We start from the raw sequence: 20,425 nt of genomic DNA on the forward strand, positions 1-20,425 counted from the left end.
GGACGCATGCTGCCCGCCTAACCCGCATTTATTTTTTCCAGAAACACTATCGAAGGCAACGCCGGCAGCGTTCCCATAGTGGAAGGCGACATACCGTGGGTCCACGCCCGGCTTGATGCGCGCGTGTGACAGGGCCTAGCTGAGCAAGACCAGATTGCCAGGCAAGTAGGTGAGCCGGGCGCCGTACAGGTCGCGGATCAGCGCCAGGGCGACATCGAGCTTATCGATGGAAAACTGCGCTTGGACGCGGCGCATGCCCAGCTCTTCGCTTTGCAGGAAGATCCTGCCGGGCCGGTATCGGTTGAGCTCCTCGACCACCTGGGCCAGCGGCGTGTCATTGAACAACAGCAGGCCGCGGCGCCAGGCCAGCACGGCATTCGAATCGGCCGGCGCGGCCAGGCGCAGCTCGGCCGGGCCGTAGCGCAACTGCTGCGACGCGGACAAGCTGGTGCGCCGCTGCGGGTGGTCGACCTCGACCCGGCCTTCCAGGCAGCTCAATTCCACGTCACCATCCGGCAGGCAGCGCACGTTGAAACTGGCGGCGCGCGCCTGCAGCCGTGCGCCGCCGGCCAGCACGGTACACGCCTCACGGCCACCCGTGACGATCTGCGCTTCACCGGCCAGCAATTCGATGAACGCGGCGTCATCCGCGCCGCGCAGGTTCAGGCGTGTCTGCGTATTCATGCGCACTTGTGCGCCGCCGGCCAGCGCCAGTTGGCGCTGCTCGCCCGTGCCCGTGCGATAGTCGGCGGCCAGTTCGCCCACGGACGGCCACAGGGCCAGCGGCGGACGCAAGGCCAGCAGCGCCACGCCCGTGGCCAGCGCGCCGCCCAGGAAGGCGCGCCGGCCGCGCGACGGTGCACGCATGGCCTGCTCGCGCGCCACCGCGGGCGCCGCCATGCGCAGCCCGCGCCACAGCTGCCCCAGTTCCCGCGCCGCCCGGGCGTGGTGGGGACTTTGCGCGCGCCAGCGGGCGAACGCCTGCGCTTCGGCCTCGCTCGCCCGGCCCGAACGCAGGCGCACCAGCCATTGCCTCGCCTGTTCCTCGATATCGCTGTAGCTGTCGTTGCTGTGTTGGGTCATGATGAAGAATCGTATCAGAAGCGGCGCGGGCCGCCACGGGCAGCCATGTCGGCCGGCGCGCCCACGTACTGCTGGCAATGTCGCAGGGCATGCCGCAACTCTTTTTCCACCAGGCTCAGCGAAATATCCAGGCGCGCGGCGATTTCGCGATTGAGCTGGCCATCGATATGCGCCGCCAGCAGGATCTCGCGCTGGCGCGGCGTAAGCTGGCGCAGCGCCGCTTCCAGGGCGATGATCTCGCTGCGCGCCGCGACGATGCGCTCGGGATCGGCCAGTTCATCCTCCACGTCGAACAGGGCGTCGATATCGGCATCGTTCAATTTCCGGTGTTCGCGGCGGTACTGGTCGGTGGCGACGTTGACCGCCATCTGCAGCAGGTAGGCGTCGGGATTGCGCACGGCGGTATTGCCGGGCATCGACTCCAGGCGCAGCCAGGTCTCCTGCAGGGCATCGCTCGCGCGCTCCCCGGTGCCGACGATGTATTCAAGCTTGCGGCGCAGCTGGCCATAGCGCGTCACCAGCACGCCGCGCAGGCGCGCGCGCAAGCTATCGGGCATCTGCCTGGTCCTCCGCGGGTGCCGGCTGGCAGGCGCCGCCAGCGTCATCTGGGCGCAGCAGAATGGTGATCGGCTGCGGCATGGCCGGCGGCGGCGGCTCGAATACCTGCGCACGCAAGCTGCGCGAGATCACGGCATCGCGCACCGGGCGTCCCGTGCTGCCCGCCTGTTTCAGCGTCGCCACGCTGCCCGACGCGGCGATGCGCAAGCGTAGCGCCAGACGGTAGCTGCCGGGGCGCGTCAGGGCCGAGCGGCACAGGACGCGCAGCAACTGCGCCTGCACGCCGCTGACATAAGCGCCATAATCAGCACCTTCCGCATGCACGGCATCGATGGCGTCCAGGGCGATGGCACCGCTTTCCGGCGGCAGTGGCGGCGCAGCCGGGGTCTCGCCGGCAGGCAGCTGGATGATGGCGGCATTCGCCGCTGGAAAATGGGCCTGCAGGCCGGTGCCCGACAGCAGGCGTTGCAGCGCCTCCGGCGCCGGCAGGCTGCCTTGCACGGCACTGCTGTAGCGCTGGCGCAAGGCGCCGCTGGGCGCCAGCACGGAAATCCCCGTGATCAGGCCATACGCCCTGAGCGCGTCGGCGAGCGGCTGGGCAGGAATCTGGAACGCATACAGCGGCGGCGCGGCGTGCGCCGCTCCTGTCGCGGCGAAGCCGGCCAGCAGCAGGCATCCGGCCAGCGCCAGCACACTGAGCGACGCCGGGCTTGCTGTCATCACGCTATCGTCCTGTTCTCGAAATGGGGCTGTTGCCGACGGATGGCCCATCGACAGCAGCAGGCTACACGGCAAAAGTGACACCATCGTGACACGCCGTGACCGGCCGCCATCCGTGCCGTCGAACTGCTCTGTGGCTCAAGCCCGAGCAATACCATGACAGCTTTTGCCAGGACCTCGATGCGGAAGAAGGCGCCGTGCTGGGCGTGGTGCAGAAAGCGCCGCTGGCCAGTAACTTCGGCGACACCGTCAGCGACCCGGCCTGGAAGCATAAACCCAGCTGGTACCAGGTTTCCACTGCCGACCGCATGATTTCCCCCGTCAACCAGGAGCGCATGGCAGCGCGCTTGCAAGCGCGCCAAGTCATCACGCTGAGCCAGCCACGTCTCGCTGGCATCCCGGCCCGCCGAAGTGGCGGCGCTGATATTGGAAGCGGCTGGCGCGGTGGCTGGCGTGTAAGCCTGCTGCCTACAGCCAGCCCTCGCGCTTCAGGCGCCGGTGCAGCCAGTAGCAGCCGGCGATGATGACAACGATCACGGCCGGATAGCTGCCGCGCCACTTCAGTTCCGGCATGAATTCGAAATTCATACCGTACAGGCTGAAGACCATGGTGGGCACGGCCAGGATGGCGGCCCAGGCGGCCAGGCGCTTGACCACCTCGTTCTGGCGGATCGAAATTTGCCCCAGCGCCACCTGCATGGCCGAATTGACCAGTTCGCGCATCTGGCCCGCCGTGTGCGTGACGCGTTTGACGTGATCGAGAATGTCGCGGTAATAGATGCGGTTTTCCTTGGGCACGATGTCGCCATGGAAACGGATCAGCTGGGTGCAGATGTCATGCAGGGGATTGACGGCCGCGTCGAGCTTGAGCAGTTCCGTCTTGAGCTGGTAGAAATCCTGCAGCTTGTCTTCGGAGAGACTGGGCTGGAACAATTGCAGCTCATAGTGCTGGAAGCGCGACTGCAGATGGTCGATACAGGGCTGGTACTGGTCGACGATGAAGTCGATGATGGAGTACAGCACGTAGCCAGGGCCACTGGCCAATTTCTCGGGCATGCTTTCCTTGCGCTCACGCAACTTTGCATAACCGGCCGAAGCGCCATGGCGCACCGTGATGATGAAGCGGGGGCCGAGAAAGACGTGGGTTTCGCCGTAGACGATGGCGTCGCCGTCCAGGGTAGCCGTGTGCATCACCATGAACAGGGTGTCGCCGTACTCTTCCAGCTTGGGACGCTCGTGCGCCCCCTGCGCATCCTCGACGGCCAGTTCGTGCAAGCCAAACGCCGATTGCAGCGCCTGCATGGCGATGCTATCGGGACCGGCCAGGCCTATCCACACGAAACAATCGGGGTCGCCGAGGAAGTCGCCCACCTTGTCGATGTCGAAATGGGCGATCTTCCTGCCATCGCGATACGCTTCGCAGTTGACGACGGCGGCGTGGGTACTCAGGTCCATGGTGATTTTCGGCTAGTGGCGGCAATATTGGGGGGCCAGTATAGCGGAGACCACGATAACCATGCCAACTGAGCGGGCGCATTGACGTGCCTGCATGCGCCAGCGGCACGGGACTTCCGCACCAAGCTGGAGCATGGAAGTGGGCGTGAAGGGGGAATGAGCCGACGGCCACGCCAATGGCTCCATCGGCATCTTCGAAATCAAGCAGGATAAGGTGGCCCAGCCGCTGGCCCAGCCGGACGGCGCGCACAGAGTCCCCGGCACCACGACGCAAGCGTATTACGCGGCGCGCGGTGCCACCAGCGGCGGCATCGAGGGAGAATTGTCGGGCCGCCTGGCGCCGGGCTGGAGCGTGACGGCCAGCGCCAGCCACTTCCGCGCCAAGGACCGCGAGCAGCAAGATATCAATACCCTCTCGCCCCACTCGACGGCGCGATTGTTCACCACTTGGACAGTGCGGCCCGGCCTCACCGTGGGCGGCCCCGGCCACCAACCAATATCCACTTTTGCACGATCAAATACCCCGCGGTGCGCAAGCGCTTGGGAGGACGCCAGACCTTGTGAGAGGCGAGGCTTTGGACATACCGGACACAGGTGTCGTCGTAAGGACTGAGGTCGCCAGCCCGGGTTGGCTGAAGCTTCGATGTGACAACCCAGCACATTTCACGCCGGCCGACCTTGACCCAAAAATCGACAAGTTGCTGATCGTTGTCGTGGCGCCAAAACGCAGGGCGTTCGCAATAGCGATCACACGGGGACTGCCTTCCAGGAGGGTCCAAAGCCGAACTTGGAACGGGTCGAACAGCATCACCCGCCGCCGGAGCTTGAGTGCCCAACACTCAAAGCGCGCCGCGCCTTTTGGCCACTCGCTGGTCATCGGATTCGTAAAGTGTAAGTAAGAAATGCTAGGCACCATGCGGCTCTCCGGCTCTTTTCACACAATTTAGCACTTTTACTTCATATTTCAAGGATGTCGCAACTTTACCTCGCTCGCATGCGAAGTCAAAGTGTATAAGCTGCCGCACTGGCATCAGAAACTCAATGAGTTACAGGAAGAAAGGTGTATACACAATTACTTCGATTGACGGACCCGGGCCATTTCGCCAAGCAGGGCCTGGAGTTCGTCACCGCCGCCGGCACCACCGTGCCGCAGTTGTCTAGCGCCAACTTGGACGCCGTGATGCGCGGGCAATGGCGGATCCGCCAGCGGCCGGGCCCGATGAACGCGCTGGGCGACATCAAGTTCATATTCCCCAACAGCGACAACATCTATCTGCACCACACGCCGGCGGTTCAGCTGTTCAAACGCGACCGGCGCGACCTGAGCCATGGCCGAATCCGCGTGGAAGACCCGGTGGCATTGGCGAAATTCGTCTTGCAGGACGAGCCGGAATGGACCGAGCAGCGCATCCGCGACGCCATGGGCAGCGGCAAGTCCAACACGATACGGCTGAAGCGTCCGCTGCCGGTGGTGATCGCCTACGGCACCGTGCTCGCGAAAAACGATGAGAAAATGTATTTCTTCAACGATATCTACGGCAACGACAAGTTGCTCGATACCGCCTTGAAGGCGAAGCAAGCGGCGCGCGGCCTGTCACAACAGTACCTCCAGCTCCCCTTGCAGCCGATAACGGTGGGCCAATCCGACAGGGTTGACCGGCGCGTCGCGGTAAATCCGGAACGCCACATACTGGCCGGGCGGCGGTAGCCAGTTTTCCTTCTGCGCATCGACGACGCGCCAGCCGCCGTCAAGGTAAACCTCGGCCCAGTTGTGGTAGTCCCGCGGCCGCGGCGCCAGGTCGCGGTCGCTCACGTAGCCGCCAACCATGCGCGCCGGCAAGCCGTTGGCGCGCGCCAGCGCCACCACCAGGTCGGCATATTCCGTGCAGTCACCGCGCAGCGCGCGCAGGCCCTGCAACGCGCCCGCCTCGTCGGCCAGATAGCCGGCATAGCGCATATTGCCCCTGACCCAGTCGTAAATCGCGCGCGCGCCGGCCAACTCGTCCGCGCGCCGCAATTGCTCGGCCAGGGCGCGGATTGGCGCGGCCTCCGATTCGATATAGCGCTCGGCCGCCAGCCACTGCGCCCGCCCGGGCAGGACCGCCCGCCGCAACGCAGCGGTGGGATCGAGTTCGACCACCGCCGTCAACGTGACGACCTGCTGCGCGAGCGGCGGGAAGTTGTCAAACCACAGCTCCAAAATACGATGTTCGAGGGCGTCGGCTTGCAGCCGGTACGGCGCCGACACCTGCACCTCGCGCAAGCTCTGGCCGGCGGCCGCGCTGGCCGGCAGATAACACCAAAAACGCTGGCGCTCGAGCCGGCGATCCAGGGGATTGCTAAACGTCACGCTAAAACGCAGGCGCCGCAGCACGGCCTGCCCGGCAGGCTGCGCGGCGGCGGGCGCCGCCGGCCCCAGACCGGCAACCGGCGCCCACAACAGGCGCTGCAGGAAGTTCCGGCGGCGCACGGGCCGGCCTAAAAACCGCAGGCGAGTTGTTTCGGGCCGCGCGCCTGCGCCGACCAGATCGCCTTCTGCAGCGCGAGCTGGCGCACCAGCGCCTCGCGGCTATCGGCATACACCAGCAAGGGCAGCGGCACGAGCGCCTGCTGCAACTGCTCGATTTGCTGGTCCTCCACGCCAGCGTCGACGGCCAGCACGACCGCAGACAGCGGCACGCCCTTGCGTTCCTTGCGGTGCTGCTCCAGCGCGGCCTTGAGCGACCCGGGCGTCGTCTCCGGCAACACCAGCGAAAACGCCACGTCGCCCTGCAAGGCGCTTTGCTGCTTCGACAAGACGACGAGGTTGTCCAGGCTCTGGCTCGCCAGCCAGAACTCCGACGCCGACAAGCGCGCCAACTGCGGTGCGGCCGGCGCCCGTCCGGCCACGGGCTGGTTCTCGGCCAGCCACTGCGGCATGCCGCCGCGCAGCACCGCCACCTGCTTGTAGCCCAACTGCTTGAGGCGCGCACATTCGCTATACAGCTCCAGCTCGGCCTTGCCGTCGCCGATCAGGACCACCGTCTTGCCACGCCAATAGAGTTTACTGCGCAAGTCGAGCGCACTCAGGTTCAGCGCACCCTCTATGTGGAAGGCCTGGTGCGCCGCGCCGCCGCGGGTGTCGACCAAGGCGGTAGCTGGCAGCGCCAGCATGGCCTGCAGCGCGCTGACCGGAATGGCGCAGCCGAAATCCGGGCTGACCGCGGGCGACGCGTCGGCGCCCGCGCCGGGCCGCGCGTCATCGGCCCGGCATACACCGCTTGCGTGTTTGATTCCCCGCAATGCCTCGGGGAGGCCGTCCGCGCCTGCCGCCTGCGCGCCCGCGCCGCAGTGCCAGGCGGCAATGGCAAGGACACACAGCGCACGGCGCCAAGGCAAAGCATGCAGAAAATAGCTCATTTCAGTTCTTCCTGTAAATGGTCCGGCGTGCCGACCGGGGTGGCAGCCGGTATTGCGCCCGTTTCGCCCGGCGGCAGCAGCAGGTCGGCCGGATAGACGAAGCGCCACTCGGTGTAGCGCTGCTTGCCGCGCAAGCCCATGTGTTCCGCGGCGAAACCGTCCTGTTTGATCGGTTTCTTGCCGGACAGAGAATGCACGCCTGCGATGCGCCCGCCCACCAGCACCAAGCCCCACTCCGCCCGGCCGGTGAGCGGATCGACAAATACCTTGCGCAAATGGCGCGTGACACCCGGCGCGCGCGGATCGCGCAGCAAGTCCTCCAGCGTTGCCGGATATTCCTTCCTGCCGCCCGCTAAACCACTTTCGTAATAGCGCGCGATCGCCGTCTGGAACTGCCGCCCTATCGCCAGCAAATGCTGTTCGCGCTCGCGCTGCGCAGCCGTGGCGTCGATTTCCACCGCCACGCTCAGGGCCACCCCCATGAACGCCACCAGCAACAATACCCACAGGTAGGCAAAGCCGGCCTGCACCCGCCGGCCCGGGCCGTCACAGCGATTCATAGGTGTTGCCCTCCTTGTCCGTTCCCGCCGCGCCACTCTTGACGTCGGCCACGCCGGCGGCCTCGGCGTCGGCCGCCGGCACGGCGATCCAGGTCAGCGCCGACTCGGTCATCGGGTCGATTGGTACGGCGCGCAAATAGTTGTGCTCGACCAGATCGGCCAGGGTGTCCGGGAAGCGCCCCCGGTCCGCGTAGAATTTGTCGAGCGAGACGCGCATGATTTTCAAGTTCTCGCGCAGGACGCGCTCCCTGGCTTGCTCGAGCGAACCGATATAGCGCGGCAGCGCCAGGGTCAGCAGCAAGGCGATCACAACCATGACCACCAGCATTTCGATCAGGGTGAAACCGGGTCGGTGGGCGCGCATGGGGTTGGCCTTCACCATTGCCGGTAGGGCACGCCGTTCAGCCCCGGCTTGTCGGATTGCGAATAGACGTCGAACACGTCGTCGCCCTCGGCCGGTTCGTCCGGCGCCGCCGCGTAGCTGCGCAGGCCCCAGGCGCCGTCCGCCGCCATCGGGTCGTCCGGCAGGCGGCGCAGAAAATACAGCTTGCGTTTGCTCGGGCTGCGCTGATCGTCCACCCCTTCGACCAGTTGGGCCAGCGCGCTCGGATAGCCCGACTCGCCCACCTTGAGCGCGATCCGGCCTTGGTCCGAGGCGCGCTTGTAGGCGTCGAGCGCCTCGCGGATGTCGCCCAGCGCGACGCGCAGCGCATGTTCCTTTTGCCGCTGCACGCCGAGTTGGGCCAGCGGCACGGCGACCGTGGCCAGCACGGCCATTATCGCCAGCGTCATCATCAATTCGATGAAAGTAAAACCGCGCGCGCGCGCCGCCGCGCCCATCAGGGCAGCACCCGCACCAGTTGCTCGGGCGGCAGCGCGATCGGGAGCGCCGGGGCGGGCTCGGGCGTGGCCGACAGCAACTGCAACCTGGCCGCCGGGACCGCCTTGAGCGCCTTGAACGTCACGCTGAGCAGATCGCCGCTGCCGTTGACGCCGGCGTCGTCGCCGTTGACGCCCTGCCGCACCAGCGCCACGAACACCTTGCCCTGCACCGCGTCGACGCGTTCGCTGAAGCTGGTGCGGCCGTTCCCCTGTTTGAAGAATTCGCCCTCCTGCACGCCGACGATCTGCAGCTCCTGCGGATCGAAACCGAGCAGCAAAGGCAGGCCGCGCAAGGCCTGCTCGCTGCTCAGGCGCAGCACCGCGCTGAACTGCTCGCCCACCCGCACCTGGGCCGGGGCTTGCCAGCTCAGGCTGGCGGGCGCCACGTTGGCTGCGGCCGGCGCGGCGCGCCCCTGCGCGGGCAGCGGCGCAGGCGCGCCGGCGCCGGGCGGCGTGGCGGCGGGCGCTTCCACGGCGCCCAGGCGCAGAGTCTGCACGCCGACGCTGCTCTCGGTGCCGGAGTCGAATTCGGCGTCCAGCATGTCGGGGCGGCGCACCGTGCGCACGATCCGCGGCGTAATCGAGAGCAGAATCTCGCTGCGCTGGGTATCGTCCTTGCGGCTGCCGAACAGACGTCCGGCGAGCGGCAACTCACCCAGCAGCGGCACCTTGTTGGCCGTGCTGCGGTCCTCGTCGCTGATCAGGCCGGCCAGGATTTGTGTTTCGCCGTCCCTCAGGCGCAGCACCGTGTTGGCGCCGCGGGTGCCGATCTGGTAGGCCAGCGTGCCGGCCTTGCTGATGATTTCCCGTACCAGGTTCGAGACCTCCAGGTTGATCTTGATCGCCACCTCGTCGTCCAGATAGATGGTCGGTTCGACTTCCAGCTTCAAGCCGACATCGACGTACGTCACCGACTCGGACACGAAACCGGTCGAGGTGGCGGTCGTCGTGATCACTGGCACCCGGTCGCCGATCTGGATTTTCGCCTTGTCCTTGTTGCGCACGCGAATGCGCGGATTGGCCAGGATGTTGCCGTCCTGGTCTTCCTTGCGCGCGTTCAGCACGACGTTGCCGAGCACCGCCTGGATGCTGCCGGGGTTCAGGTTGTCGAAGGCGCTCAAGGTCAGCGGCGCGCCGGCGGCCTGTAGCGGCGACAGGCTGAGCTGGCTCGGCCAATGTATGCCCAGCTCCATCAGGCGCGAGCGCTTCACCTCCAGGATCTCGACTTCCAGCATCACCTCCGAATCGCCCAGGTCCTGCAGCGCGACAATGCGCTCGGCGATGCGGATTGCCTCCGGGGTGTCGCGCATGATGATGATGCCCAGGCGCTCATCAACGACCAGGTCCTTGCTTTTGACGATGGTTTTGATCGAATTCGACACCGCCTTGACGTCGGCGTTGGTCAGGTAAAAGCTACGTACCGCCAGGCTCTGGTAGTCCTTAATCTTTTGCGGCGTGCTCGGGTAGATCAGCAGCGAATTCTCGTTGAGGATTTTTTGTTCGAGCTGGTTCGTCACCAGCAGCAGGCGCATCGCGTCCTCGATCGTGGTGTTCCTGGCGAACACCGTGGCCTTCAGGTCGGGGCGGATGTCGCGGTCGTAGAAAAAATTCAGGCCCGACAATCTGGCCACCACCTCCAGCACCGACTTCAACGGCGCCTCGCGGAACTCCAGCGAGATCGGCTGGCGGAACGTTGCCGCTAGCTTGGTTTCGGGCCGCGCCTGCCTGGCGCGGGCCTCTTCGACGCGCGCACGCAGATTCAGCGCGTCGCGCTGGCGCGGCTCCTCTGCCAGCACCGGGCGCAGCTTTTCCAGGGCGTCGCCCAAATCGGCAAGCGCGCCCTTCTTCAGCAGCGCCTCGGCCTCGGCCAGCAGCAGGCGGTGGCGGCGCGCGCCGACCAGCGCCGCCATGCCTTGGGCCGCCATCGCGTTGTCGGGGTCCAGCACTTGGGCCTGGCGGTAGGCTTTCTCGGCCTCGCTCAGCGCGCCGGCGCGGCGCGCCGCCTCGCCCGCCGCGACCAGGCGGTTGACGCTGCTGGCGCGCCCGCCCGCCAGCGCGATGCGGTACTCGGCATTCTTCGGCTCCAGCCTGACGGCGGCCTCCAGCTGGGCCAGGCCGGCGGCGGCCTTGCCTTCGGCCAGCAAGGCCTTGCCCTCGCGGTAAGCCTGCGAGCCGGCGCAGCCGGCCAGCGCCGCCGCCAGCAGGCCGGCGCCCAGCAGGCGAACGGCACGCCGCAGTGACGCACGGCACATCCGTCGACAGCGATTCAAGGTCATGGCTCGTCCCTTTTTCAACGCGTGCCCACTTCCAGCGTCTGGATTTGGCCCGACGGGATGTAACGCAAACTCATCGCATTGCCGACGAGGCTTTCCACTTTGTATTGTTCGGCTATCGTGTCGCCCACCCGCACCAGCAAGTTCAGCTCGCCATGCTGGAGGAACACCACCGTCTGGCCCGCCTGCTCGTACTGCCCCAGCACGCGGAACGGCAGCAGCGGCGCCTGCTCCGGCGCCGCCGCCGGCTCGGCGGGCTCGGCGGCCGCCACCGCAGCCGCGGGCACGGGTGCGGTGGCGGTGGCGGTGGCCCAGGGTGCCGGCGTAAATAACTGCCCGTCCTCTTGCTCGTCCTCTTCGACGCGCCGCCGAATGCTCAGCACGTCGAGCGCCGGTGCCGGCGGGGCGCCGCGCGCGCCCCTGCCGGCGGCGGCCCGCCGGCCGTCCGGCTTGGCCGTGCCGGCGCGGGCCGGCGCGCCGTCGGCCGGCGCATACCAGGCCGCGGCGACGCTGGCCAGCAAGGCCAGGCCCAACAGGGCGCGCAACAGGCCCGGGCTCACGGCGCCCCCCCGTCGCCGGCGGCCGCCGCGCGCGCCGGCAGGCGGCTCAGGATGAGCCATTCGATGCGCGCCTCGACGTCGGCCGCGCCGGCGCGCGCGCGCTTCAATTGCACGCCTTCCAGCGCCAGGCTGGGATGCTGGCGCAGCGCCGCTAGGATAAAACGCTGGAGCGCCGCCGCCGAGCCGGTGACCGGCAGCGTCATGCGATAGCGCAGGAACGCGCCGGCGCCGTCAACCTGGGGACGGTACTCACCGCGCTGCATAGACAAGCCCTCCCGCCCGCCCAAGTCCAACAGTTCCTGCAGCGTCGACGGGATCGCCTCGTGCGCCAGCAGATGCTGCTCGAACGCGCGCAGGCGCGCGCGCGCGGCGGCGTCGCCGCCCCCCCCGGCCGGGGCGGCCGCAGTGGTCGGCGGCGGCGCCGCCAGGCGGGCTTGCAGCGCGGCCGCCGCAGCCAGTTGATACTGCTGCGCCGCGACGGCCAGGACAGCGCCACTGGCGCACGCCAGCATGCTCCAGCCCCAGGCGCCGAAACGGCGCGACAGCGCGCGCGCGCCGCGCCGCGCGGCCCAGTCCACTTGTTCCACGCAGCGCGGCAAGCATGCCGCGGCCCGGCCGGCGGCCGCCATTATTCGCTCCATCTTGCCTCCACCATGAAACGAAAGGGCCGTTCGGCCGTCGTTTCGTCGACCTCGTGACGCACCAGGTAGGCGGTGACGAACGGCCTGCTCTCGGCCACGAAGGCGACGTAGCGCGCCATCTCCGCGCTGCTGGGTGCCTCGGCCACGATGTTGACGCTGCCGGCCCCGGCCTGCGCCGCGCCGGCGCCGGTCTGCACGCTCAACAGGGCGATGCGCAAGTCGCGCGGCGGCGCCAGCGCGCGCAGGATGGCGGCGAGCGGCACGTTCAGCGCGGCGATCGCCGCGTTGACCGCCCGCACCCGCGTCGCTTCCTCGCCGCTCCAACCGGGCGGGCGGGCCGGCGCCGGCGCGGTGTCGGCGCGCGCGACCGCGGCCGCGCGGGCCGACACCGCCCGCAGCGCAACGTTGCCCCGCCAGGCTTGCAGCAGCAGCGCGCCGCTGAGCAGCGCGCACGCCGCCAGCGCCAGCGCGCGCGGCGCCGACCAGGCCGCGGCGGCGGTGACGCCGTCCACGCTGGCGCGCAGGCGGCAGGCGTGCGCCGCAAGCCGCAAGCCCGGCGGGGCGCCTTCCGGCGCCCCGCGCGGCGGCAGCGCCAGCGCCGCAAACGGCGCCCCGGCGCGCGCGGCCGCATCGCCTTCCTGCGCCAGCTCGAATACGCCGACCTCGGCCACCGCGGCCAGTTGCGGATCGCGCAGGCAAGCGCGCCGCCATGCGTCGCGCAGGCGCTGTGGCTGCGCCGCGCGCGCGTCCTCGCCCGTGCGCAGCGTCACCTCGCCGAGGTGGTGCCGGCCAGCGCCGGCGCCGCGCGCCAGCACCAGGGCACCGCCGTCGAGCAGCAGCAGCGCGCGCGGGCGCGCCGGGCCCGGCCGCCGCGCCACCTCCCAGGCCGCCACCGACAGCGGCAAAACCGACGCCATGTGCACGCCGAGGCGCCCCGCCAGTTGCCCGAGCGCGTACAGCAGGGGCGCCGGATAGGCCAGCGCCAACCGGGGGGCGCCGAAGGGCGCGTCGTCCAGCCTGAAGGTGGCATCGGCGCCGACTTCGAAGCCGGCCAGCGCCAGCTGGACCCGGGCATAGGTCAGCGCGCCGTCGCGCCGGCGCGCGCACCGGTTCCACGGCGCCCCGGCGACGGCCAGCCAGCGCTCGGCCAGCACCACCCGTAGCTGGCGCGGCGCGGCGGCGCCGGCCCGCGCCGGCAATTGCAGCGCCGCCTCGGCGAGCGCCTGCAGCGCCGCCTCGACGCCGCCAGCGGCCTCGATATCGACCCGCAGCAGGCTGTCGCGGCGCCATTGCGCGGTGGAGCCGGCGCCGTCCAGCACGCCGCATTCGACGCCGCGCGCGCCGACGAACAGCAGCAGCGTGGCGCGCCGGCCCGCCCTACCCGGCCACACGGACCAGCTCCTCGAGGGTGGTGTCGCCGCGCGCCACCGCGCGCCACGCGACGGCACGCAGCGGTTCCATGCCGGCCAGCGCGGCGCGCTCCTTGAGCTGCGAGATCGGCGCCTGCGCGACGATCATCTCGCGCAGCGCGTCGTCGAGCAACAGCACTTCCGCCACCGCCTTGCGGCCCTTGTAGCCAGCGCCGCGGCAGTGGCCGCAGCCGCGCCCGGCCTTGAAGGTCCAGCCGGCGACCTGGGCCGCCGACAGGCCGGCCGCCTCGAGCAGTTGCGCGTCGGGCTCGATCGCCACCGCGCAGTGCGGGCAATTGATGCGCAGCAGGCGCTGGGCGACGATGCCGTTGAGCGCCGCCGCGAAACTGTAGGCATCCACGCCCATGTGCAGGAAGCGCCCCAGCACGTCGAACACGTTGTTGGCGTGCAGCGTGGTAAACACCAGGTGGCCGGTCAGCGCCGCCTGCACCGCGATCTGCGCCGTCTCGTCGTCGCGGATCTCGCCGACCATGATTTTATCCGGGTCGTGCCGCAAGATCGAGCGCAGCCCGCGCGCGAACGTCAGGCCCTTCTTCTCGTTGACGGGGATTTGCAGCACCCGTGGCAGGCGGTACTCGACCGGATCCTCGATGGTGACGATCTTGTCGCGCCCGGTGTGGATCTCGGTGATGGCCGCGTACAGCGTGGTGGTCTTGCCCGAGCCGGTCGGGCCGGTCACCAGCAGCATGCCGTGCGGCTTGCCGGCCAGCCGGCGGATCGCGCCGATCGCCCAGCCATCCAGGCCCAAGTGCTCCAGCCGCAGCGCCTCGGTCCGCTCGCCCAACGACTGCCGGTCCAGCAGGCGCAGCACAGCGTCCTCGCCGAAGATATTCGGCATCACCGAGACGCGGAAGTCGATGTCGCGCCCGTTCACGCGCACCTTGAAACGGCCGTCCTGCGGCACGCGGCGCTCGGCGATGTCGAGCTCGGCCATCACCTTGATGCGCGACACCACCTGCTCGGCCGTGTCCTGCCCCTGCACCTGGGTGATCGGCACCAGCACGCCGTCGATGCGGTACAACACGTGCAGGCAGCCGGCGTCACACTCGAGGTGGATATCGCTGGCCTGCAGCTTGAGCGCGTCGTAGAGGGTCGAATTGACCAGCTTGACGACGGCGCTGGCGTCGTCGTTGATGCTGGCCAGCGTGATCACGGCGGCGACCTCCTCGTCGTTGCGCCCGGCCGGGCCGGGCGCGCAGCCGTCCATGGCGCGCAACTGCTGCTCGGACTGCAGCAGGTAGGCCTGCACGTCCTCCGGGTGGGCCAGCGCAACGCGCGGCGCTGCGGCGCCGCAGCGCCGCAGCGCCCAGTCCTCGGCCGCGCCGTCGAACGGGTCGGACAGCACCAGATGGGCGGCGCCGTCGCCGCCGCGCGCCAGCAGCAGGCCGCGCTGCACGCAGTCGGCGTAGCCGAGCGCGTCGAAGTCGGGCCGCAGCGCCTGCAGCGCGGCCATCGCCAGCACCGGATAGCCGCAGCGCGCGCCGAGCACCTGCATCAGGGCGGCGGCCGGCCAGCCGCTGACCTGCTGCAGCGCCGCCAGCAGCGCCACGTTGTCGCTGGCGCAGAGCGCGCGGGCCTGCGCCATCAGCGCCGCCGTCAGCGGACACGGCAACGCCGCCGCGCTCATTGCACGCTCCCGGCCAGCTCGAAAATCGGCATGTACATCAACATCACCACGGTGCCGACCACCAGGCCGATGAGCACCATCAACACCGGCTCGAGCAGGCGCGAGGCCCAGTCGACCCAGCGCGAAAACTCGTCGTCGGCGAAGCGCGCGGTGCGCTCAAGCATGTCGGCCATCTGGCCGGAACGCTCGCCCACCTTGACCAGCGACTCGGCCACCGCGCTGGCCAGGCCGGCGTCGACCAGCGCCGCCGACAAGCTCCGGCCCTGCTCCAGCGCCAGGCGGCACGACGCCAGCGCGGCCTGCTGGCGCGGCCCCAGTAGGCCGCCCACCATGCCCATCGCCCGCGGCAGCGCGATGCCCGAGGCCAGCAGCAGGCTAAGCGCGCGGTAGAAGCGCGCCAGGCGGAACGCGTCGGCCCGCTGCGCCAGCCAGGGCAGGTCCAGCACCCTGGCCGCCAGCCAAGCGCGGCCGCCGGCCCGGCCGACGCCCCAGGCCAGCGCGGCCGCCGGCGCCAGCAGGGCCGCCGCCGCTGCATGCCAATTTTTATCGACGAGTTTGCCGAACGCCAGCAGCATGGCCGACAACCACGGCAGCTCGCGCCCGGACGACTCGTACACCACTGCGAAGCGCGGCACCACGTAGCCGAGCAGGAACAGCGTGACGAAGCCTCCGACCAGCAGCAGCATGGCCGGGTAGATCGCCGCCGACACCAGCTTCTTGCGCAGACCCTCGAACTGCACCTGGTAGGCGATGTAGCGCGTCAGCGCCTGCGCCAGGTCGCCGCTGCGCTCGGAGGCGCGCACGGTGGCCACGTAGACGTCGGGGAAGTGCTGCGGCGCCTGCGCCAGCACGTCGGAGAAGTTGCGCCCCTCGCGCAGCGCCTGCAGCACGGCCGCCAGCACGGCGCGCACGCCGGCGTGGCGCTCCTTGCTGTGCAGGGTCGACAGGGCCTCGGCCAGATTCAGGCCGGCCTCAAGCAGGGCCAGCAGTTCCTGGCTGAACAACACCAGCGGAAAGCGCGTCGGCGCGGCGCGCGCGCCGCCACCACCGGCCACGACGGCCTCGAGCGCCAGCACGCGCAGGCCGCGCGCGGCCGCGCGGCGCAGCGCCTCGGCCTCGCCAACGTCGCTGAACTCCAGCGTGTGGGCGCGCCCGTCCACGCCCTGCACAGTCAGGCGCAAGCGCGGCACGGCGGCCGTCATGGCGCACCGCCCACGCCTGCCACGGCGCGGCCTAGCGGACGACGAGAACTGACCATGTCAAACCCTTCTGCAAAATGGAGGAGGCACCGGACGCCCCGGACGGTGCGCGCACCGTCACCGTCGTGCGCGAATTGGCAAGCTCGCCGGCGCCGATGGCGTTGAACTCAAGCGCGCCGAAAACGCTCACACCGGGCGCGTTCGCCAGCGGCGCCGCGTTGGCGACGGCGATCGCCGCGCCAAGATTGCTCAGCTTGGCGGAGACGGTGAACTCCGAATAGGCGGCATCGAGCTTGCGTTCCGCCACGATGCGGATATCGCACACCCGCAGCGACTCGTCGCCGGTGTTCGACGGCGCATAGACCACCTTGCGGGCGCCGGTGCTGGCGACGCGCCCGGCGAAGTTCAGGTCCTCGGTCAGCACGGCGCCGATACGGGTTGTGATCGACAGCGGCTCTTTGTTGCACTGGTAGGGCAGCGAGAGCGTAACCAGGCGGGTTCCCGATGCGCCCGACACCGCCAGCGCATCCGGCGAGGTCGGCACGGCGTTGCCCGACATGGGCAACAGCATCGCGCTCTCCGAGGCGCCGGACCAGCTCACCGCCACCGTGCCCGCCGCCGCCTCGTACCAGGTGCCTGGACCGGATATGCCCAGCGTTCCGCCCGGTTGAGCGTTCGGTATCACCACCGCGCCCGGCGCGTAGGCCCGGCCGACCCCGCTGCCATCATAAATTTCGGCGTAGACGTAGTACACGCCCGGGGCCAGCGCCGCCGCGTCCCACACATAGCCGCCCGACTGCGCGCCGCCCTGCGGCGGCAAGCCGTCGACGATGCGGGTGCCGCCGAAACCGTTCGCGCTGGCGCTGAAGTACAGCGCCACCGTCGCCGTCGAATTCGGGTCGGCGCCCTCCCAGCGGATCGTCACCTGGCGGCGGCCGTCGCTGAGCTGGGGGACGACCAAGGCGACCGGCGACGTCACGGCGATCGCCAGCCCTTGGCTGGGGGCACTGCGCACATGCAACATGGACGCCGCGCTCCAGCCGCTGGCCGCGCCAGACGCGTCGAGGGCGCGCACGCGCCACCAGTAGGCGGCGCCGTCCACCAGCGGCGCCGGCAAAACCAGCGCGCTGTTGGCGGAGCTGCCGTCGGCGAACTTCTGGCCGAGCGCGGCGTCCTTGTACACCTCGAACTGGTAACGCACCGCCTCGCCCTCCGGGTCGGCCACCGGGTTCGCCTCCAGGCTCGGATGCAGCGACGCCGTCCACGCCGCGTTGCCGGGGTTTTTGACGGTCGGCGCCGGCGGCGCGTGGTTGGCGGCGCTCATCAGGAAGTGCGAGCCGGCCCAGGCCGACTCGATCGGGCCGAGGCGCGCCTTGACCCGCCACCAGTAACGCTGGTCCTCGACCAGGTTGGTAGCGCTCCAGCTGGCGCCCGCCGCGCCGGACGGTTTCACCAGGCCGGATATGCGCTTGTTGCCGGAGTCGAAAGTGCTGACGGTATCGATCTCAAACACATAGACATCCGGTAGCGCTTCCTGCTCCGTGCGGCGGCCCGCGACCAACGCGGTGGTGGGACTGGTGCCGCGGCCGCCGGCGGCCGGACTGAGCGGCAACGGGAGCGGCGCCTCCGGGCTGGTGGTCTTGACCGTAAACGTCCTGGCCGCGGCCTGCGTTTGCCCGTCCAGCGCGTCCTTGGCGAGCACGCGCCAGTAGTAGTTGGGCGCGTCCGCCAGCGGCACCGGCACGGTCCACGACGTGCTGCCGCTGGCGTCGCCCGGCAAGTCGGCCGACTGCGCCAGGACCGTGCTGAGCGCCGCGTCGCGGTACACCGTCACAGCGTAGCGGATCGCGTCGCCGTCACTGTCCTTGCTGTTGGTCCACGCCAGCGCCGGCGTGTGCGAGGCGACGGCCCAGAGCGGGATGGGACCGTTCAAGTTGAACTGGTCCGGCACATTGTTGAACGTGTTGACGGAAAAGCGCGCGTAGACCCACGGACTGAACACTGCGCCGTCGAAGGCGCGCGCGCGCCACCAGTAGGCGGTGTTGTTGTTCAACGCGTCCGGCAGCTGCCAAATAGTGGGGACCGACAGCGTGACGCCGCCGGCGCCCGCGCCGGGCGGCCCCTTGTCCAGCAAGGCGCTCGCCAGCAATTTGGTGGCGGCCTCGTCCGCATACAGTTCAAACTGCACCTTGCTGGTCGGATCGCCCGCCTCGCCCGAGACCTGCACCGCCAGAACGGGTGTGCGGTGCGTCAACCGGGCCCCCGACAAGGGCGACAGTATCCTCGGGATGGCCGGTCCCGGCGGCGCCTTCGCGGCCTCAACGCGGATGGCGGCCGAACGCACCGCGCTCAGGCTGCCGTCGCTGGCGCTGTAATTGATCGGGTAATTTCCCGCGCTGCCCTTGGCCGGCGTCCAGTCGAAAATGGCGCGCGCCAGGCCCGCCGCAGCGGCGGCCTGCGGCGTCAAACGGGCGCCGACCGGCAGCGGCGCCGCCGCGAACATCAACGCCTTGCCGTCCGGGCTGCTGGCCTCGACCAGGAAAGAAACCTGCTTGCCTTCCTGGACCACGCGGTCCGGGATAAACTGCATCACAGGCGCGCGTGGGCCCGCCGGCGGCGCCTGGAACTGGCTGTCGTACTCGCCGCTGCTGTTCACGTCAAACAGGTTGACCCAGTACTCCCACTGCTTGGTGCCGGCATTGCGCGTCTTTGACAGCCACACGTTCTCGGCCGACAGTTGCTTGGCATCCGAGCGCATGACCTTCCCCGGCACCTTGCTGCCGTTAAACGGATCGGCCAGCCGGACATAGGAAAAACCGGCGGTGGGCGGAAAGCTCAAGCGGTACTGCACGCCGCCCGGGGTTGTGCCGGCCGTCAGCGTGGCCACGCCACTGCGGTCGCTCACCACGGTGTCCGGGCCGTCGGACTCGTACACCCGGACGACGTCGCCGTCGCGCGCCAGGAAGTCGCGCACATAGTCGCGCCCCGGCAAATCGACGCGCACGTCGTGGATCAGCGCGTGGGCATTGGCCGCCTGCAAGATCGACGTCAGCGCGCCGCCCAGCTCGTCCGAGTGGCTGAATTTGGCGGTGAATTCGACGAACTTGCCGGCCAGCGTGGTTTCCATGTTCCAGCGCGCCATCTTGCTGGCGCCGCCGGCGACGTCGCCGAAATTGGCTAGCAGCGTGTTGTGCACCGGCGCGTCGTTGACATAACTGCCGGTCAGCAGGAAATTGATCAGCAAGCCCTGCAGGTTTTCGACGATCTTCGGCTGAGCCGAGTCGATCTTCAGCGCCTTGGCGGTGGCGTAGCCATTGTTCTTGACGCGCACCCCCAGCGTGAACGGCTCGGCCGCCTCGATGGCGGGCGTGAGCGGGTCGTCGGCGTTGACGTCTTGCGGCAGAAAATAGTCCAGCGTCAACGACGGCAGCGGCTTGACGGTGATCACGGCGGGGGCGATGTCCAGCACCGTTTGCTCGGCGCCATATTGATATTTCAGCGTGGCGCCGACCAGGTATTTCTTCCCCAGCGCCGTCGCGCCCGCAGAACCCGGCGCGGGAATCAGCAGCCAGTTGACGGTGCCGGTCGTCATTGGCGCGACCGCGCCGCTGCCGTCGATGGCGGCAATGTTGGTTTTGTTGGACACGCGCACGAAAAACCGCGCCGAGGTGTCGTTCGGATTGTCGCTGACCGGCACCGGGCTGCCGCTTTCATCGCGGACCTTCAGCTCCACCGCGACGTTTTCGATCACCCCGGTGTCGGTGGTGTTGCTGATCCTCATCTCCGCGTCGAAGGCCTGGCGCTCCAGCGTCAGCGCCTGCTTGATCTCGATCTTGACGCGGGCGCAGACCGTCGCCTGAGCCAGGACGGCGGGCACGGACAGCAAGCCGGCCGCCAAAAGCAGCACGGCGGCGAACCACCTGCCGGATGCGCTACGGGATAGTTTCATTGCAGGTGTGTTTGTCGCGTTCGTTTTCATCGCTTACTCGGCTTGAAAAAATCAATACACCGGAATACCCAAAATGATAGCGAGCGACC

16 protein-coding genes and 2 pseudogenes are annotated in these 20,425 nt (G+C 69.0%); 2 read left to right on the top strand and 16 right to left on the bottom strand.

Going from position 1 to position 20,425, the window contains the following annotated elements:
- Positions 1 to 135: 135 nt before the first annotated feature.
- Genes CLU93_RS26340 through CLU93_RS26350 form a run of 3 tightly spaced genes read right to left on the bottom strand, consistent with a single transcriptional unit; the run spans position 136 to position 2,364 of the window.
- Positions 136 to 1,083 carry a FecR family protein gene (locus tag CLU93_RS26340; RefSeq protein ID WP_099764029.1) on the bottom strand — a complete coding sequence of 316 codons (948 nt, stop codon included), beginning with the start codon at positions 1,081 to 1,083 and terminating at the stop codon, positions 136 to 138.
- A 14-nt stretch (positions 1,084 to 1,097) separates the two neighbouring features.
- Positions 1,098 to 1,640: an RNA polymerase sigma factor gene (locus CLU93_RS26345; RefSeq protein ID WP_071077582.1), complete on the bottom strand. Its 543-nt coding sequence runs from the start codon at positions 1,638 to 1,640 to the stop codon at positions 1,098 to 1,100.
- Positions 1,630 to 2,364 (bottom strand): STN domain-containing protein, encoded by a 735-nt coding sequence (locus tag CLU93_RS26350; protein ID WP_143451824.1) that lies wholly within the window; start codon positions 2,362 to 2,364, stop codon positions 1,630 to 1,632. The genes CLU93_RS26345 and CLU93_RS26350 overlap by 11 nt, the downstream gene beginning before the upstream one ends.
- Positions 2,365 to 2,492: 128 nt before the next feature.
- Here CLU93_RS26350 and CLU93_RS26355 point away from each other — a divergent pair.
- A pseudogene (locus CLU93_RS26355) lies at positions 2,493 to 2,820 on the top strand (alpha/beta hydrolase); the annotation flags it as partial.
- A gap of 9 nt (positions 2,821 to 2,829) precedes the next feature.
- Here the strand turns inward: CLU93_RS26355 and CLU93_RS26360 are convergent.
- Entirely contained in the window at positions 2,830 to 3,816 is a 987-nt protein-coding gene (locus CLU93_RS26360) for a magnesium and cobalt transport protein CorA (RefSeq protein ID WP_099764031.1), read from the bottom strand.
- Positions 3,817 to 4,903: 1,087 nt separating this feature from the next.
- On the opposite strand from CLU93_RS26360, the pseudogene CLU93_RS26365 reads away from it, so the two are divergent.
- A pseudogene (locus tag CLU93_RS26365) lies at positions 4,904 to 5,524 on the top strand (L,D-transpeptidase family protein); the annotation flags it as partial.
- On the opposite strand, the gene CLU93_RS26370 reads toward CLU93_RS26365, so the two are convergent.
- Genes CLU93_RS26370 through CLU93_RS26425 form a run of 12 tightly spaced genes read right to left on the bottom strand, consistent with a single transcriptional unit; the run spans position 5,411 to position 20,366 of the window.
- Entirely contained in the window at positions 5,411 to 6,286 is an 876-nt protein-coding gene (locus tag CLU93_RS26370; RefSeq protein WP_180287955.1) for a transglutaminase-like domain-containing protein, read from the bottom strand. The pseudogene CLU93_RS26365 and the gene CLU93_RS26370 sit on opposite strands and share 114 nt — an antisense overlap.
- Before the next feature lie 8 nt (positions 6,287 to 6,294).
- Positions 6,295 to 7,215 (bottom strand): rhodanese-like domain-containing protein, encoded by a 921-nt coding sequence (locus CLU93_RS26375; RefSeq protein WP_099764033.1) that lies wholly within the window; start codon positions 7,213 to 7,215, stop codon positions 6,295 to 6,297.
- Entirely contained in the window at positions 7,212 to 7,775 is a 564-nt protein-coding gene (locus CLU93_RS26380; RefSeq protein ID WP_180287956.1) for a type II secretion system protein, read from the bottom strand. Before CLU93_RS26380 ends, CLU93_RS26375 begins: the two co-directional genes overlap by 4 nt.
- Positions 7,762 to 8,139: a type II secretion system protein gene (locus CLU93_RS26385; RefSeq protein ID WP_099764614.1), complete on the bottom strand. Its 378-nt coding sequence runs from the start codon at positions 8,137 to 8,139 to the stop codon at positions 7,762 to 7,764. The genes CLU93_RS26380 and CLU93_RS26385 overlap by 14 nt, the downstream gene beginning before the upstream one ends.
- Positions 8,140 to 8,150: 11 nt before the next feature.
- A complete protein-coding gene (locus CLU93_RS26390; RefSeq protein WP_099764034.1) occupies positions 8,151 to 8,615 on the bottom strand; it encodes a type II secretion system protein in 465 nt (154 codons plus the stop codon).
- On the bottom strand, positions 8,615 to 10,933 hold the full coding sequence (locus tag CLU93_RS26395) for a cohesin domain-containing protein (protein ID WP_099764035.1): 2,319 nt from the start codon (positions 10,931 to 10,933) through the stop codon (positions 8,615 to 8,617). The genes CLU93_RS26390 and CLU93_RS26395 overlap by 1 nt, the downstream gene beginning before the upstream one ends.
- A 14-nt stretch (positions 10,934 to 10,947) precedes the next feature.
- Positions 10,948 to 11,490 carry a hypothetical protein gene (locus CLU93_RS26400; protein WP_099764036.1) on the bottom strand — a complete coding sequence of 181 codons (543 nt, stop codon included), beginning with the start codon at positions 11,488 to 11,490 and terminating at the stop codon, positions 10,948 to 10,950.
- Positions 11,487 to 12,131 carry a hypothetical protein gene (locus CLU93_RS26405; RefSeq protein WP_143451826.1) on the bottom strand — a complete coding sequence of 215 codons (645 nt, stop codon included), beginning with the start codon at positions 12,129 to 12,131 and terminating at the stop codon, positions 11,487 to 11,489. The genes CLU93_RS26400 and CLU93_RS26405 overlap by 4 nt, the downstream gene beginning before the upstream one ends.
- A complete protein-coding gene (locus tag CLU93_RS26410; RefSeq protein WP_099764038.1) occupies positions 12,119 to 13,522 on the bottom strand; it encodes a hypothetical protein in 1,404 nt (467 codons plus the stop codon). Before CLU93_RS26410 ends, CLU93_RS26405 begins: the two co-directional genes overlap by 13 nt.
- Positions 13,509 to 15,188 carry a GspE/PulE family protein gene (locus CLU93_RS26415; protein WP_099764039.1) on the bottom strand — a complete coding sequence of 560 codons (1,680 nt, stop codon included), beginning with the start codon at positions 15,186 to 15,188 and terminating at the stop codon, positions 13,509 to 13,511. The genes CLU93_RS26410 and CLU93_RS26415 overlap by 14 nt, the downstream gene beginning before the upstream one ends.
- The gene (locus CLU93_RS26420) at positions 15,185 to 16,390 is read right to left on the bottom strand and encodes a type II secretion system F family protein (protein WP_099764040.1); all 1,206 of its coding nucleotides are present in this window, start codon (positions 16,388 to 16,390) and stop codon (positions 15,185 to 15,187) included. Before CLU93_RS26420 ends, CLU93_RS26415 begins: the two co-directional genes overlap by 4 nt.
- A gap of 31 nt (positions 16,391 to 16,421) precedes the next feature.
- A complete protein-coding gene (locus CLU93_RS26425; protein WP_143451827.1) occupies positions 16,422 to 20,366 on the bottom strand; it encodes a hypothetical protein in 3,945 nt (1,314 codons plus the stop codon).
- Positions 20,367 to 20,425: the final 59 nt, after the last annotated feature.

Source organism: Janthinobacterium sp. 35 (assembly GCF_002754575.1).
Lineage (GTDB): Bacteria > Pseudomonadota > Gammaproteobacteria > Burkholderiales > Burkholderiaceae_D > Janthinobacterium > Janthinobacterium tructae.